The sequence below is a fragment of the Pseudoalteromonas luteoviolacea CPMOR-1 genome (genome assembly GCF_001625685.1).
Classification (GTDB): Bacteria; Pseudomonadota; Gammaproteobacteria; order Enterobacterales; family Alteromonadaceae; genus Pseudoalteromonas; species Pseudoalteromonas luteoviolacea_K.
The window spans coordinates 24,631-41,414 of record NZ_AUYC01000047.1; the positions used below are offsets into that span (position 1 = coordinate 24,631).

Consider the following 16,784-nt stretch of genomic DNA (forward strand, 5'->3'; position numbering starts at 1 on the left):
GGAAAGATGAAAACCAGTAAGCTCAGTATCAGGTTACTTTGGTATATAACACCGCTGGTGATTTTGCCTTTGCTGTTTTTAGGCGGCTTTACACTCACCAATGTAACCAGCTCCACGCAAAAGCAAGCAAAGCTCATTGTGGGGCGCTTTGTTGAACAACAGCAACAAAAAATGTTCAACTACATGGAAATATATCAATCAACCACAAAACTGCTTTCCACATCTCCTGTGCTTAGTGACTACTTACTCTCACCTCTCGATAAAGAATCACTGCAAAAAAAACACTTAGGTGCACTTCTTACATCATCTGATGAACATAAACTTAAAACAAAACGTTTGGGTGCACTGATGGATGTGTTTGCAAGTTACAGTGAAGCCTATCCAGATATACTCAGTATTAACCTGGTCGATGCAGAGGGTAAAAGCCATGCCTTCTATTCGAGTAATTTAAGTTTTGCGCCAGATGACTACCCATTTTTTGACCAAGTACTAAAAAGCAATTTGCGCCAGCAACAGTACATGCTACCGGCCAAAGAAGGTGGTACACAACTTTACTTTGTGCAACAGATTTATAGCGTTAACTTTCACCTAAAAAGACCACAAAGACAGGGCTATATCATAGTTCGTGTTGCGCCATCGATTATTAGTAGTAGCATACTTGAAGCGCCTTATGACAACACACTAAACTTATTGGTGTCCGCACAGGGAGAAGTTCTATTCTCCTCTGATGGGCAGTTTTCATCCAGTTACCTTAGCGCTGAAGAAATGGCTCAGGTCAGCTCCTTGGCAGATAGAGGTAAATTAGATTCCATCATTTTGCCCTCTGTTGATGGGCTGAAACGCATGACTTACAGCGCACAGCTAAGTGGTGGTTATTACTATATTTCGACCATACCCAAAAGTATTCTTTATCAATCTGGTAAAGCCATCAGCTTAATCACGGCTTTAATCGTTATTCTTTCCGTAGTTACCTTACCCGTCCTTATCTTTATCGTGGTACGCAATCTACTACTTACACCCATTGAGCTACTTGGAGAGGCAAGTCACCGAGTCGGTGATGGAGACTTATCAGTCTCTTTGCCTGCCCATGACGACGACGAAGTAGGCACCTTGTTTGATGATTTCAACCATATGGTAAAACAGATCCGAGACTTCCAAGGTGAATTAGAAGACTACAAACTCCATCTAGAAGAAAAGGTCGAAAGCCGAACTCGTGCACTAGAAGAAATGAATAGTCAGCTTGAAGTCGCGATCACTGAAGCAGAGCAAGCAAACCAGCTTAAAAGTCGATTTTTAGCTAATATGAGCCATGAGATCCGTACACCACTAACTGCCATTATGGGTTTTACTGAACAACTATTACACAACCCAGGAGCGAAAAATGCGGACTTACACTTAGACACGATTTTACGCAATTCGAAACACTTATTAGAACTGATCAATAACATTCTCGACCTCTCAAAAATTGAAGCCGAAAAACTCGCAGTAGAACAAAATGCGATTGAGTTTTTACCACTATTAAAAGACATTGAATCGATTATTCAGCCACTTGCCGAAGAAAAGCAGCTTGAGTTAACGCTGGATTACGCATTTCCATTGCCCAAAACGCTCAATAGTGATGAAACACGTCTCAAGCAAATTCTACTTAATATTGCCAGTAACGCCGTCAAGTTTACTGAACAAGGGTTTATTTCCATTGGCATTGATTTTAACGCGCAGCAAGACCAATTTATCTTTGTGATTAAAGATACGGGCATTGGCATGTCAAAAAGTGAAATGGAAAGAGTGTTCAAACCGTTTGAACAAGCTGATACCACCACAACACGACGATTTGGCGGCACCGGGCTTGGTTTATGTATATCCAAAAATTTGGCACAGCTGCTCGGTGGCGATGTACAAGTGAGCAGTGAACAAGGTAATGGCAGTACCTTTACCATCACAATATCAGCCAATCATCGCAGCCAAGACATCGAGTGGATAGATTGTGACTCCTATATTCACAATCAAACAAGCAGTGCTCAGAAACTGACAGAAACACAGTTAGAAGCCACGATACTGCTCGCTGAAGATAATAAAGATAACCAAGAACTGATTTCATTATTGTTAAGTTCTTGGGGCCTCAAGCCCGATATTGCAAATAATGGTGCAGAAGCGGTAGAGATGTCACTTATCAATGATTACGACTTAATCTTAATGGATATGCAAATGCCTGTAATGGGCGGCTTAGAGGCCACAGAAATGCTCAGACACGCCGCCTATGATGGGCCGATTGTCGCACTGACTGCCAATATCATGAAAAATGACATTGATACCTATTTGGCTGCGGGATGCAACGCCACGCTCGGCAAACCCATCGATAGAGAAAAACTCGGCACAGTACTACTTGAGTTTTTAGAGCTGGCCAGTGACAATGCCTCGAAGTGGAATAACCTCCTGAAAAGCGAAAAATTCTTACAAATCAGCCAGAATTATTTAGAAAAGCTACCGGAGCAACTCGATCTCGTCGAATCACTGTACGAGAATCAGGAGTGGGAGTCTTTACGTGCTCTAGCGCATAGTTTAAAAGGCAGTGCTGGCTGCTTTGGCTTCAGCAATATTCACAGTGCTGCGGGTGAGTTGGAAACGAGCTTACAAGGAAACAACAAAGCTCAGTGGCAATATACCACCTTGCAACTTACCCAAGCGATCCAATACACATTAGATAATGAAGATGTACAGCTTCAGGCTGCAAGGTAGTTGCATCTGTTACTTTCTTAATTTGTAAACTGTATGCCCATGAGAATGGCATCCTCTTTGCCAGTTTCGGTCGGGTAGTAATTTTTTCTCCTACCCATCACATTCAAGCCAACCTTATTATAAAGCGCGATCGCAGACTGGTTAGATGCCCTGACTTCCAAAAACAGGTTTTCAGCCTGTTCATCCACACACTGTTTTATCAATGCATGCATCAGTTCAGTCGCAATGCCTTTACCTTGATGATCTGGGTGCACACAAATATTCATTAGGGTGTAATCTGGTCCAGCTCGTTCAGCAATAAAATACCCGATCAATCCTGCTTCGCTATCACGACATACATTAAAATAACGACCGCCAATGCATGAAGTGAGTGTTTTTTCGCTCCATGGGTGGCTGTGACACGCGTTCTCAATCTCCATAACCTGTTCAACCGGAAATTGCGCTAATGCCTCACTACGCAGATACAGCATGATATATCGCCCGCCATAGTTGTTGCTTTTGTTCTTTGTCTAGTACTGTGCCAGGTAAGGTCAGCGTATTCCCTTGCAATGAAATAGACTCCCCCAACACGACAGCTAAATTATCTAAATTAATAGCCAAAGCGATATCTTCAGCGAGACGTGTTGGTAAAACCAAAGGTACAGAGGTACTTTGCACGCTTTCTGGATCAGCATGTGTATTGTATTGTGCTTTAAGCTTAAGTGGTGTTAAACCAAGTAATTGAGCATGTATAGGATGCATGATAAAAATACTTTTTTACTGAGTCTAAATGGTAGTAGTAAAATATTCAATTACGTGGGAAAAGTAAGAAGTGGCAGGGGCGGCAGGACTCGAACCCGCAACCATCGGTTTTGGAGACCGCTGTTCTACCAATTGGAACTACGCCCCTGCAATGTCGACGCATTATAAAGAGCTTTTAGAAAAGGTAAAGAGGAAATATGCATTTTTTTGTTTGTTTGCTTTTTTTATAAACAAAAAGGCGAATATTTATGATATTCGCCTTTTTTTCATTCAATTAGCACAAACTAATTATCATTATTCCCACTCGATTGTCGCAGGTGGTTTGCCTGAGATATCGTAAACAACGCGAGAAATTCCATCAATTTCATTAATGATACGGTTTGATACCAGACCTAAGAAGTCATATGGTAAATGTGACCAACGTGCCGTCATGAAATCAATTGTTTCTACACAGCGTAATGACACAACCCAGTCGTACTTACGCGCATCACCCATTACGCCTACCGATTTAACCGGCAGGAATACTGTGAATGCTTGAGATACTTTGTGGTAAATGTCTGCTTTATGAAGCTCTTCAATGAAGATAGCATCTGCACGACGAAGTAAATCACAGTATTCTTTCTTGATTTCACCAAGTACACGTACACCTAGACCTGGACCTGGGAATGGGTGACGGTAAAGCATGTCGTACGGTAAACCTAACTCAAGGCCAATTTTACGTACTTCATCTTTAAACAGCTCACGAAGTGGTTCTACTAGACCCATTTCCATATCGTCAGGCAGACCACCTACGTTATGGTGAGACTTGATCACATGCGCCTTGCCTGTTTTAGATGCTGCTGACTCGATGACGTCTGGGTAAATTGTACCTTGCGCTAACCATTTAGCATTTTTTAGCTTTTTAGATTCAGCATCGAATACGTCAATGAACGTATGACCAATTGCTTTACGCTTATCTTCAGGATCAGAAAGACCCGCTAGGTCATTTAGGAACTGCTCTTCAGCATCCACTTTGATGATGTTCAGGCCGAATTTATCACCAAACATTTCCATTACTTGCTGACCTTCATTTAAACGAAGTAAACCGTTATCAACAAATACACACGTTAATTTCTTACCAATCGCACGGTGGATAAGCATAGCCACAACAGACGAATCAACACCACCTGAAAGACCAAGGATAACTTCGTCATCGCCGACTTTTTCTTTGATGCGCTCAACCGCATCTTCAATGATCTGCGAAGGTGTCCAAAGCTTCTCACAGCCACAGATATCAATGGCAAAACGCTCTAACAAACGAGTACCTTGCTGCGTGTGTGTCACCTCCGGGTGGAATTGTACACCGTAGAAGCGCTTTTCTTCCCAAGACATTGCCGCGTGTGGACACGTATCCGTTTTCGCACTTGTTACAAATGTGTCTGGGATTTCAACCACTTTATCGCCGTGGCTCATCCATACGTCAAGTTGACCAATGCCATCTTCAATGTGGTCTTCAATCGCTTCGAAAAGTGCACAGTTACCGACTTTTTCAACTTTTGCGTAACCAAATTCTTTCTTATCAGAGCTATGTACTTTACCACCTAGCTGCATCGCCATTGTTTGCATGCCGTAACATACACCAAGGACAGGTACACCTGCTTCAAACACATATTCAGGGGCTCTTGGGCTATTTTCTTCTGTGGTTGACTCTGGACCACCAGACAGGATGATACCCTGAGGGTTGAATTCACGGATCTGCTCTTCCGTTACATCCCACGCCCAAAGTTCACAGTAAACGCCAATCTCACGTACACGACGTGCAATTAACTGCGTGTATTGAGAACCGAAGTCTAAGATCAAAATACGGGAATCATGGATGTCTTTGCTCATTGATAATCTCGTTAGTTAGGAAACGATAAAATTAGTAAAGCACAGCTAACCTGCTTTACCAGAATTAAAAAGGGCTAGCTGCTTGCTAGCCCTGACAATTTTGCGGGCTCAACGCACGTTGGCCGGCTTAACCTAAGCGATAGTTAGGCGCTTCTTTGGTGATCTGTACATCGTGTACGTGAGACTCACCCATACCTGCTGAAGTGACACGTACAAACTCAGGTTTGATGTTCAACTCAGCGATCGTAGCACAGCCAGTTAGACCCATTGCACTGCGGATACCACCAATTTGCTGGTGAATGATCGCAGCAATTGGGCCCTTGTATGCAACGCGGCCTTCAATGCCTTCTGGCACAAGCTTGTCTGCTTGGTTGCTCTTCTGGAAGTAACGATCTGAAGAACCTTCTTTTTGGTTCATCGCACCTAGAGAGCCCATACCACGGTAAGACTTGTAGTAACGGCCTTGATACAGTTCAACTTCACCCGGTGACTCTTCAGTACCAGCAAGCATTGAACCAACCATGACGCACGCTGCACCAGCAACAAGCGCTTTAACAATGTCACCAGAATAGCGAATACCACCATCGGCAATCACTGGAATATCACGATCTTTTAGCGCTTCAACAGCATCTGAAATCGCTGTGATTTGTGGTACACCACACCCTGTAACAATACGTGTTGTACAAATTGAGCCAGGGCCAATACCTACTTTAACAGCATCTGCACCAGCATCAGCAAGGGCAAGGGCACCTGCGCCTGTTGCAACGTTACCCGCAACAATTTGTAGCTCAGGGTAAGCTGCACGCGTTGCTTTAACGCGGTCAATTACACCTTGAGAGTGACCATGAGATGTGTCAATCAATAGGATGTCCACACCAGCCTCAACCAATGCAGCGATACGCTCATCAGTACCGGCGCCAACACCCACAGCAGCACCTACACGTAAACGACCTTGCGCGTCTTTACATGCGTTCGGCTTTTCTTGTGCTTTTTGATAATCTTTAACGGTGATCATGCCTTTAAGTGCAAACGCATCGTCAACCACTAAGATTTTCTCAATGCGGTGCTCGTGCATTAGACCGAGGATCTCTTCACGACCTGCGCCTTCTTTCACAGTCACTAAATCTGCTTTTTTCGTCATCACTGACGAAACAGGCTTGTCTAACTGAGTTTCAAAACGCATATCACGACTTGTCACGATACCTTCAAGTTGGTTATCGGTACCCACTACCGGGAAACCTGAAAACCCTTTTTCATCTGCAAGGGCGATCGTTTCAGCAATGGTTTTGTCTGCTGTGACAGTCACAGGGAAAGTAACGATACCAGCTTCGTAAGTTTTTACTTTACGAACATTGTCCGCTTGCTCTTCGATGGTCATGTTTTTGTGAATAAAGCCAATGCCGCCTTCTTGCGCTAGGGCAATCGCTAAGCGTGCTTCAGTCACTGTGTCCATTGACGCAGAAACAAGTGGCAGGTTAAGCTCGATATCGCGTGTCAGACGAGTTTTAAGACTCGCTGTGTGCGGTAGAACAGTTGAATGAGCGGGTACTAGTAGTACGTCGTCAAAAGTAAGGGCTTCTTTTGCAATTCTTAGCATGTGTGCGGCTTCTCTCAAGTGAATTCTGAGTATAAGGAATTGCGTGCGCATTTTATCAGCGTTCCTTATGCGAGTAAACAAAATTTAGCAAAAAATGTGCTAAAGTGTCTGTGAATTTTTTATGGAGTTAGGTATGTCATTGCCACAGAACAACAAAGTTTATACAGTTTCGCGCTTAAATCGCGAAATTCGCAGCTTACTAGAACAAGGTTTTGCTTCTCTTGAATTAACTGGCGAAATTTCAAACTTTGTCGCCCCAGCTTCTGGGCATTGGTACTTTTCTTTAAAAGACGAAAAAGCCCAAATTAAAGCGGCAATGTGGCGAGGCAACAATCGATATTGTAAATACCGCCCCGAAAATGGTGCGCAAGTACAAGTTAAAGCACGCGTATCTGTCTATGAACCGCGCGGAGATTATCAACTCATTGTCGAGCAGATGGCCCCCGCAGGTGAAGGTTTACTTAAGCAGCAATTTGAAGCATTGCAAATGCAACTGGCTGCTGAAGGACTATTTAACAGCTTTCATAAAAAACCGCTGCCACAACAAATTAATCGTATTGGTGTCGTTACCTCAGCAACAGGGGCAGCCATTAAAGATATTCTGTCTGTGTTAAAACGCCGTGCACCACAATTAGAAATCACCATCTACCCATCTCTGGTGCAAGGAAAAGAGGCTGCAGCACAGATCGCAGAAAAAATTGCATTGGCAGATAAACGTAATGAAGTCGATGTACTCATCGTTGGACGTGGTGGAGGCTCTTTGGAAGATCTATGGTGTTTTAACGAAGAAGTGGTCGCACGCGCAATTTTCGCCTGTACACTCCCTGTTATCAGCGCTGTCGGCCACGAGATTGATACCACAATCAGCGACTATGTTGCTGATTTGCGCGCCCCTACTCCCTCAGCAGCCGCTGAGCTAGTCAGTCCAGATAGCAGTGAACTCATCAGTTATGTCAAAGATAGAAAGCAGCGACTGGCCATTGCTTTAAAACGTACACTGTATGACGAGCAGCAACATGTTGCACGCTTACAGCAACGTTTAAGCTTACAGCATCCTCGAAATCAATTAATGCAACAAGAACAGCGCGTCGATGAATTACAGCAACGTTTGCTTCGAGCATTACAATACCAACAGCAGAAACAACACCACAAGGTAAACGTGCTAGAACATGCCTTACTCAAGTTTCACCCTGAAAAACGCCTAAGCAACGCCAAAGCAAAACTGGACAGGCTTACATCGACACTCTACAACACGATGGCTCAGCACAGTGCCAGCCAGCAAAATCAGTTGGCCCTATTAGCTGCGAGACTTGATAGTGTGAGCCCGTTAGCCGTCTTATCTCGGGGCTACAGCATCACGCAAAAAAATAACCATGTCGTGACTTCAATCGCTGATGTAAAGGTAGGCGACACACTGGTTACCCAATTAGCCGATGGACAAATACATACCCAGATTAAGGACATCGCTAAGCTTAAGTAATCAGTTAGTACTCGCTTCTGAGTTCATCACTGGTTTTTAAACTAAGGTGCATTTGTAGTGTTCCCTTGTTTTGAACTGCCGTTACCGTTTTAAATTGCTTCATCCAAGGCATACGCAGTAACTCGGTGTGTAACTGCTGCCAATTTGCAGCGCCGGCGTGTGATTCAGAGGTAAAATTTAATTGGCAAACGTGCTGCTTGCACTGAGAGGCAAGCAGCGTGATGTCATCGTGTAATTGAACTTCATATAAAAAGTCTTCGGCAAATAATTCCACTTCAGATGCCCAGACCTCATCTCGTCTCTGCTGAGCAAATATTGCCGCTAAACGGCTGGCAACGTTAAAGGTTGGTGTACTGCCACTAGGATCAGATTGCAGCGCAGATAACTGCGCTTGTAACTTTGCGTTGTCTTCTTTTAAACGCTGATTGAGTGCGAGTAGAGTTTCGTCAGGTGCCGAGTCTTGAGCAGATACATGCGCGCCTTGCAGAATACCCTGTTCAATCACTCCCCCCGTCTGAGATAACTCGATATTGTCTTGCTGTTTGACGTTTGCTGGCATAGTAGCGATATCGTCCGCTTGTGGTAATACCAAATGCAAACTGCGCAGTTCGTATAGTCCACAAGTCAATAAGACCCCTGTGGAAAATGCATAAAGCAAAGACGCCTTATCACGCATCTGCTATCAAACAACTTATAGCATAGCGCTAGTATGGGAGTCGTTGATACGACTGATGGCATCATCTAGGAAGTTTTGATCCATGCTCTCAGCAGGACATGGGCAATTTGGTTTGCCGACTACTTTGGCTGGTACACCCACCACTGTGGTGTGCGGTGCAACGGCTTTCAATACCACCGAGCCTGCTCCTATGCGTGCGCCTTCACCAACCTCGATATTACCAAGCACTTTAACACCAGCGCCAATCAAAACACCTGCACGGATCTTTGGATGTCGGTCGCCCTGTTCGTTACCTGTACCGCCGAGTGTGACTGACTGTAAAATTGAAACATTATCTTCGATAACGGCTGTTTCACCGATAACTATACCAGTCGCATGGTCAAGCATAATACCATGGCCGACTTTACAAGCAGGATGGATGTCAACGCCAAAAACTTCAGAGGTGCGGCTTTGAATAAAACGGGCGAGCTCTTTGCGCTGTTGTCGCCACAGGCAGTATGCGAGACGGTGTGCTTGTAATGCATGGAAACCCTTCAAGTTTAATATCACGTTAAGATAACTATCGGCAGCGGGGTCTCGATCTTTAACAGCTTTTATATCATGAGCCACATGCGTCAACATCCGGTCACAATCGACAAAGGCTTGGTCAAACAATTCTCGTATCGTAAATGCAGAAACAACGGCATCTGAGAGCTTATTAGCAACTATGAAGCTCAATGCTGCACCTAAACAATCGTGATTGAGCACACTTGAATATACGTGACTGGCGAGCAAAGGCTCTCTTTGCACAAGTTCTTGTGCTTCTTCTCTCAATTGTTGCCAAATTTCGTGTCTCATAATTTCCACATATCTGTCATTAACTGTCGTTTCTTATCTTAGCGTGCATCACCCTTTGATAGCACTAGTAAGCCTCGAATTTCTAGTTATTAATTATAACCTAAGGTTCCTATAATGGTGTTTTTTTAACGCACGCGCAACTTAATGACTATAAATAAAAACGCCCCGCTAATGCGGGGCGTTTGCACTGACATACAGTTTAAAGATTTATTTAAATAAATCCTGAGCTTGTATCACTTCTATATTTTTCGCAGGTACTGATAACTGATAACTTTCAACGATCTTATCTTCATCAAGTAACGCCTGAGGCTTGCTCACATTGTATTTAAGCGGTGAGACTTGCTCGCTTGCAAGACGCTGCTTCATGTCTTCGCCGTCACCTGTCACAAACACATAGTGCATATTGTCAGTTTGTAGATTTTCACGGATCACGCGGTTGACGTCGTCTAAGCTCAAACTCGCGAGCTGTGAACGCACTAGGCTAACAAACTCATCGGTGTTATAGAACTGGCTATCCAATGCATAACCAAGCTGTCTATCCTGACTCGCCACCAGCTGCGGCACATAGTTATTTAAGAAGTTACGCGTCGCTTCAAAGTCTTTTTCACTCATCCCTTGCTTAATCATCTTATCAAGCTCATACACCGCAACACGAGTGGCGAAATGCGCGTCATTATTTGAACGCAGTGGACGTAACCAAACTTGGAAAATCTGCTCAGAGCGACCTAAATTCGCATCAGGCATAGTTTGGTACATACCACGCGGGAAGTACTCAATATAGGCATAATCACCATAGTTCATACCACGAGTTTGACGAATCCGGTCAAATAGGAAAGCCCCTGAATTACGGTGCTCACCAAAATATGAACGCACTAACCACAACGCGGTCCAATCTTTGCTGCTGCGCACCGTATCAATCGGGAATCCAAATGAGACCGCTGTTGATTTAGCGCTTTTCTCAACAATTGTCGCATGAATGCCTTCTAGTGCAGGCGCATCAGCAACATTCAAACGCTTTTCTTCACCCTTTGGTAATCGTGTTAAGTCTTGTATCAATTGCGCCTTCAAATCATCATTTAATGCACCTGTTAAACCTAGATTTAATTTCGCCTGGGTGAACTGGCTATAATAGAAATCCTTCACATCTTGCAATGTCAACGCTTCTAAATCTGACAAATCACCTAGGTTTAAACTTTCATATGCATGCCCTTGATACAGCTTATGATAAAGCACCTCTTTACCGAGCTCTTCGTCATTTGATGCTTTTAAGTCTGAATTAATGTTATCTATCAGCTCTTTTTTCAAACGATTAAAATCATCTTCTCTAAAGCCTGGGTTTAACAGCTGCTCACCGACTAATGCATACCATTGCTGTACGTTGTCTTTGTGCACGCGGCCGCGTAGTGCAATCATCTCTTTGTCCACTTGGTGAGAAAAGCTACCAGCGAGTGGGTACATGGCTTTTTGGATTTCTTTATACGACTTGGTTGCGCTGCCCCCTTTAGCAAGCATTGCAGCGGTTAAAGCAGCAACCCCTTTTTTCCCTTTAGGATCAGCGGCCGCGCCCGTGTAGAATAACCAATTCACATCAACTAGCGGTGAATTAGACGTTTTATCTAAAACGGTAAAGTGCTGTGTTGTTGGCTGACTCAACTCAGCAGTGAGTCCATCCAGATCCACTTCTTTTTCAAAGCCTGTAATTTTCGCTTTTGCTGACATAGTCACAGTATTGCGCCCAGAGTCAACAAAGTACTTGTTAGCGATGCGACGAATATCTTCAGGGGTGACAGTGTCAGCCGTCGCATACATTTGATTGATGGCTTCAGGGTCACGCTCAAAATGCACATAGCTTGCCAGCATCGATGCGATGGCCTTCGATGAGTCTAAATCATTAGCAAAGCTATAACGTTTATTAGACTTAAGTGCCGCCAGTTTGCCTTCATCTACCAGCTCAGCGCGTGCCGTTGCATAAGTACGGTTAATGGCATCACGCACAGTAACAAGGTCTTTTTCGTCTTCGACTTTAACAAAGACATGTAGCAGACCCGGATCTTTGGTTTCGGCATTATATGTGAAAAGCTGTGTCGCAATTTGTTTATCAACGACCAACTCTTGGTATAGTTTTGAATTCTCTGAGAAATAAAGCTCGGAAATTAAATCTACAGCAGCGCGGTCTTTTTCCGTCGGCTCCCAAGCAGGTCCTTTGTACGACACTAACATCCAGTGACCCGGTTGACCTTCATTAACTACATGCTGATACCTTGCTGCTTGCTGTTTTGGCTCAACTGGGATCTCTGCTTGATACTCACCACGTTGCCACTCACCCCAATGCTTTTTAACCATATCAACGGTGGCTTTTGGCTCTACATCACCGACGATCACGATGGTCGCATACTCAGGCTTATAAAAGCGTTCAAAGAATAAATCTGCATAGGCCATTTGGTCTGGCATCGCTTCTATATCTTCAAAAAAGCCCATAGTTGTGTGTTTATAGGTATGTGTATCAAAAGCGTTGTTACGCACAGCACCCAGCAACTTACGGATCGGGCTGGCATTATTTTTAAGGTATTCGCCTTTTACCGTGAGCGCTTCTGTACGGAATTGCTCTTCACTAAAGTGGAGGTTTTGAAAAATATCAGACTGAATTTCTAGCACCTTATCTAAGTGTTCTTTTGAAAAGCTGAGATAATAATTGGTGTAGTCGTTGGTTGTATATGCGCGGTTATCCACCCCTGAGTTTTTAATAATGTCTTTATAAATGGCTTCTGGATATTTTTTTGAACCTTTGAACATCATGTGTTCAAAGAAATGTGCAAACCCCGTTTTGCCGTCTTCTACCTCATTGCGCGACCCCACTGAAACGGGGATCTGTAAAGACACCACATCAGGGTAATCTGTTTTAACCACCATAACACGTAAGCCGTTATCAAGCTCTTCGAGTACGTAATCATGTGAAAAGACCTTGTTATTCACTGTGTCTACTGCAGCCACAGCGCTGTTTGGCTGGCCATGGGTGTTATTCATATTATTTGCCGCACACCCTGTGAGTGCCAAAGTGACAGCAAGGCTGGTTGCCAGAAGCTTAAATTTCATATGCATCCCTAATATTTATCGTTTTTTGTCTCTGTATGCCTGTGCTCAGCACAGGTTTATTTCCTGATTATGCCTTAAAGCCAGTAAAAATCTTGTATATATCGACAAATCGCGCAAAAAAACTTCCCGTGCTGAGCGTTAAAAATTTGCACGATAATTTGCTTAAATTTCAGTCCTTATGAAAAAAAATCATATTTAATGAAGTAAATTCAATAAAAAAATCTATCTAGACGTCTAAATGGCTGCTATATTTACCCCCATAACGATGAATGCGCGGGAATGAGGACATGGCTTTAACGCTACAAGAGAAAATAGTAGACCCTAACCAAGGGGTATATTTAATTGGTACAACCCCACCAAAGCTGGGCACAGACAGTGAGCAACTCCAGACCATTGCCACTAAACTTTTGAATCGATTACACGAAATCGAATATGATGGCGTCATCATTTACGACATTCAAGATGAAAGTAGCCGTACTCAGGTGCCGAGACCTTTTCCGTTTAAGCAAACTGTCGATCCTTGTGAGTACAGTCAATTAGTTCGTGACTTATCTAAACTTGACGTCATCACCTATAAAAGCGTTGCACAGCGTGACCGAGAGGAATTCACGCAATGGCTACATAAAACCAAACAAGACTTCGGTTTAAACAACCTTGTATTAGTAGGTAGCCCATCGTCAAAAGGCGATATAAAGTTAGGTTTGCCTGAGGCTTACCAAACGTTGCAAACACATACGCAGGACTTTTTCTTAGGCGGTGTCACGATTGCAGAGCGTCATGCCAACAAGCGAAATGAACACGAGAGACTCATCGATAAAACCATCAAAGGCTGTGAGTACTTTATCTCCCAAGCGGTTTATGATGCACAAGCAAGTATTGACTTATTAACCAGTTATGCGCGTACTTGTCGTCAGCAAGGCATCGAGCCAAAACGTATTATTTTGACTTTCACCCCCTGTGGTGGGCAAAAAACATTAGAGTTTATGGAGTGGTTAGGTATTTCTGTACCAGAAGCAACGAGATGGCGCATGCTGGATGCGGACAACACACTCAATGAATCAATTAAAATTTGTCGTGAAAATTTAGATCTCATTTTACGCAGCTGTGCACATTTGGACATTCCACTGGGGCTAAACATTGAAAGTTTAACCAACCGTAAAGAAGAAATTGATGCTTCTATCAATTTGTATCGCCTACTCAAAGCGACCATGGAATTAAAGTTAGCTGAAAAACAAATCGCGTAACCTTTAAAAAGCATCATTCATCAATTAAAAAAGCCCCACTATGGGGCTTTTTTACTATTTAATTTAGCATTAAATAGGTGACCCCGGTGGCATAGCAAGCGGCGCATAGTTTGCAGGCCATTTCCCTTCTTTTAAAAAGTACTGTATGTGCTCGCCTAAATAAATCCCAAATGCATCGGCTTTACTTGGACTCGAAAAGAGCGACTGCTCAGTTGAGTCTTGTGCAACTTGTCGCAAATAATAGCGTAGCTGTGCTTGCACTTCTGGCGCAACTTTATCATTCAAGCTCAAATCAGCCATTCTATATGCTGTCAAATACTGCACACGCTGATTTAACTTCTTAGCCATGGTTGATTTTGGATTCGCCTCAAATACATGCGTATGCACCTGCGCCAACACTTCATCACTACCCAGGTAACTGTTATTACGGGCATACTGTTGTGCAACACGGTTTAATCGCTCTGCATTAAGGAGTAACTTTAAGGTGTGCTGCGTCGCCATTTCAGGTAATGCCATGGCATCTAACGTCAAGCCAGTTCGACCATGCACACTTTCGCGATTTCTCGACTCACCATAAGCTTTAGGTGGGATCACTGCCAGTATTGATTCAGGAATAGTCAAAAACTCAGGAGACAAGGTATCCAGTAACGACTGTAGTGCATCAATTTGCTGCGCTTTCGCAACAACCTGAGCACCTTTTGCTTTGCCTTCACCACGCACCTCATAATCATAATCCACACCGCCGACCAATTTTACAACAGACTCCACTTGATACCGATGGAATAAATATAGAGGTACCAGTTTTTCTTCTAACTGCGATAAAGCAACCCCAGCCTTGATGTTGTTCAGCCCGAATTGACCGAGTGCTTGCTTACGGATCCCCGTGACACGGCGCAGCTCAGTGATTGGGTCTTCGCCGTTATCCCATAAATGGGCGGTAGGGTGAGCGCCGCCTTGCGGTCTTGCATCTGCATCAGAGATATAATCTAGACCCATTTCATTGGTCTGATTAATCACTTGCGCTAATGCTTGTGCTTCATCAGTAGCACGATAATCGCCATAACCATATTTTACTGCTTGAATATCCCATGCGCCCATACCTGACGCGTAGCCTTTGCTCACATCCAGCTGCCCATCATTGGTAAATTGCACAAGCGGGTGTGGATAATCCATCACCGATGCTCGTCCATCCGCAGAGGCGGCAAAATTATGGGCAATACCCAACGTATGGCCGATTTCATGCGCACTGAGCTGGCGAATACGATCCAACGCCATCTCATGTAGCTTTTGTGTTACCTCATCACCCTGTGCAAAAGGTGCTGCTAGCGCCTCTGCAATAAGGATATCTTGACGCACCCTCAACGACCCTAATGTGACATGCCCTTTGATGATTTCACCGGTTAACGGGTTAATGATGGAAGCGCCATAAGACCAACCTCGAGTCGCTCTGTGGACCCATTGGATCACGTTATAGCGCACATCCATCGGATCTGCATGCTCGGGTAGCATTTTCACTTCAAATGCCCCCTTATAGCCTGCGGCTTCAAATGCATCATCCCACCAACGAGCGCCATCAAGCAATGCGGTTTTTACAGGCTCCGGCACACCGGGATCTAAATAATATACAATGGGTTTTACCGGTTCAGATACTTGCGCAGTCGGGTCTTTTTTCTCTAAACGATGACGTGGAATATAACGGACATACATCGAACTGCCCAAAGGGGCCGAGTAATCTTTATGCTCTATACTCCAAAAGCCGGACTGGGGATGAAACTTACGCGGTTGATAATTATCATCGGGTAACGCAATCAGTGAATGACGCTGGTGCACCGTAATTGCGTATGGATCCGCCACAGCTTGACGCACGTACTTTCCTGGATTTGCGCCCTTAAACGTCAATACGGCTTCTAGTTCGGTATTTTGTACAAAAGCTTTTGAGCGCTCAGGGTAAACCGCACTGCGACTCGCATCTAAACTGTAACTCCCTTGCTCAGTGGCTTTTAACCGACGCGACACACCATGTACATCAGACAAGAGGTAAGGCGTATAATCTATTAAAACGCTATCGCTGTCTTCTGCCACTACCTTAAAACCATGCAAAATACTTGATGCAAATGCCTCTTTCACACTTTGCTTCTCGGCATGGTTATCTGCACTGGCTCTATAATACGTATTGTTAGCGCGCAACATCACTTTGTTACCAAAGCGTTCAAACTGTACCAAGTGCGTGCCGCCTAGTTGACCTCTATCCAACCCAATATCATTTGACCCAACACCATAAGGCAAACTGTGCTGTAGTAAAAAAGGCTGTGCAAATTTATCTACATCTAGGTAAATTTTACCGCTGCTTTGATCTGCATAAAATGAGTAAAACCCAGGGAAATGGTTAAACTTATCAGTAAATTCGTCAATAGACTTAATTGCTGCCTGCGCATGCGTTATCATAGGCAGCAACAAAGCCGAAACGAGATAAGGGGTAAAACGTTTCTTAATCATAATTTTGTCTTTGTT

At 43.9% G+C, this 16,784-nt stretch carries 11 protein-coding genes and 1 tRNA gene; 3 read left to right on the top strand and 9 right to left on the bottom strand.

Translation table 11 applies throughout. From position 1 onward, the window contains the following. Positions 1-6 precede the first annotated feature (6 nt). Positions 7-2,736 carry an ATP-binding protein gene (locus N473_RS19650; protein ID WP_063369401.1) on the top strand — a complete coding sequence of 910 codons (2,730 nt, stop codon included), beginning with the start codon at positions 7-9 and terminating at the stop codon, positions 2,734-2,736. 17 nt (positions 2,737-2,753) lie between these two features. On the opposite strand, the gene rimI is transcribed toward N473_RS19650, so the two are convergent. The 5 genes from rimI to guaB form a co-directional block, all read right to left on the bottom strand. Next, the gene (rimI, locus tag N473_RS19655; RefSeq protein ID WP_155735676.1) at positions 2,754-3,206 is read right to left on the bottom strand and encodes a ribosomal protein S18-alanine N-acetyltransferase; all 453 of its coding nucleotides are present in this window, start codon (positions 3,204-3,206) and stop codon (positions 2,754-2,756) included. Continuing rightward, entirely contained in the window at positions 3,190-3,477 is a 288-nt protein-coding gene (locus tag N473_RS19660) for a hypothetical protein (protein ID WP_063369402.1), read from the bottom strand. The genes rimI and N473_RS19660 overlap by 17 nt, the downstream gene beginning before the upstream one ends. Before the next feature lie 71 nt (positions 3,478-3,548). Next, positions 3,549-3,625: transfer RNA gene (locus tag N473_RS19665), tRNA-Trp, on the bottom strand. Between the two features lie 146 nt (positions 3,626-3,771). Next, on the bottom strand, positions 3,772-5,346 hold the full coding sequence (gene guaA / locus N473_RS19670) for a glutamine-hydrolyzing GMP synthase (protein WP_063355733.1): 1,575 nt from the start codon (positions 5,344-5,346) through the stop codon (positions 3,772-3,774). 127 nt (positions 5,347-5,473) lie between these two features. Continuing rightward, positions 5,474-6,943, bottom strand: coding sequence for an IMP dehydrogenase (gene guaB / locus N473_RS19675; protein WP_063369418.1), 1,470 nt, complete (start codon positions 6,941-6,943; stop codon positions 5,474-5,476). A 133-nt stretch (positions 6,944-7,076) separates the two neighbouring features. Here guaB and xseA point away from each other — a divergent pair, with 133 nt between their 5' ends. Continuing rightward, positions 7,077-8,423: an exodeoxyribonuclease VII large subunit gene (gene xseA / locus N473_RS19680; RefSeq protein ID WP_063369403.1), complete on the top strand. Its 1,347-nt coding sequence runs from the start codon at positions 7,077-7,079 to the stop codon at positions 8,421-8,423. A 4-nt stretch (positions 8,424-8,427) separates the two neighbouring features. On the opposite strand, the gene N473_RS19685 is transcribed toward xseA, so the two are convergent. From N473_RS19685 to N473_RS19695, 3 genes are all read right to left on the bottom strand, one after another. Then, on the bottom strand, positions 8,428-9,099 hold the full coding sequence (locus tag N473_RS19685) for a hypothetical protein (RefSeq protein ID WP_063369404.1): 672 nt from the start codon (positions 9,097-9,099) through the stop codon (positions 8,428-8,430). A 15-nt stretch (positions 9,100-9,114) separates the two neighbouring features. Continuing rightward, entirely contained in the window at positions 9,115-9,936 is an 822-nt protein-coding gene (gene cysE, locus N473_RS19690) for a serine O-acetyltransferase (protein WP_039612093.1), read from the bottom strand. 207 nt (positions 9,937-10,143) lie between these two features. Beyond that, positions 10,144-13,029 carry a M16 family metallopeptidase gene (locus N473_RS19695; protein ID WP_063369405.1) on the bottom strand — a complete coding sequence of 962 codons (2,886 nt, stop codon included), beginning with the start codon at positions 13,027-13,029 and terminating at the stop codon, positions 10,144-10,146. A 287-nt stretch (positions 13,030-13,316) separates the two neighbouring features. Between N473_RS19695 and N473_RS19700 the strand changes: the two genes are divergently transcribed. Continuing rightward, complete coding sequence (locus tag N473_RS19700) at positions 13,317-14,273, top strand: methylenetetrahydrofolate reductase (RefSeq protein ID WP_063369406.1); 957 nt, start codon at positions 13,317-13,319, stop codon at positions 14,271-14,273. 69 nt (positions 14,274-14,342) lie between these two features. Here the strand turns inward: N473_RS19700 and N473_RS19705 are convergent, their stop codons facing one another. After that, on the bottom strand, positions 14,343-16,769 hold the full coding sequence (locus tag N473_RS19705; protein WP_063369419.1) for a zinc-dependent metalloprotease: 2,427 nt from the start codon (positions 16,767-16,769) through the stop codon (positions 14,343-14,345). Between the last annotated feature and the right edge of the window lie 15 nt (positions 16,770-16,784).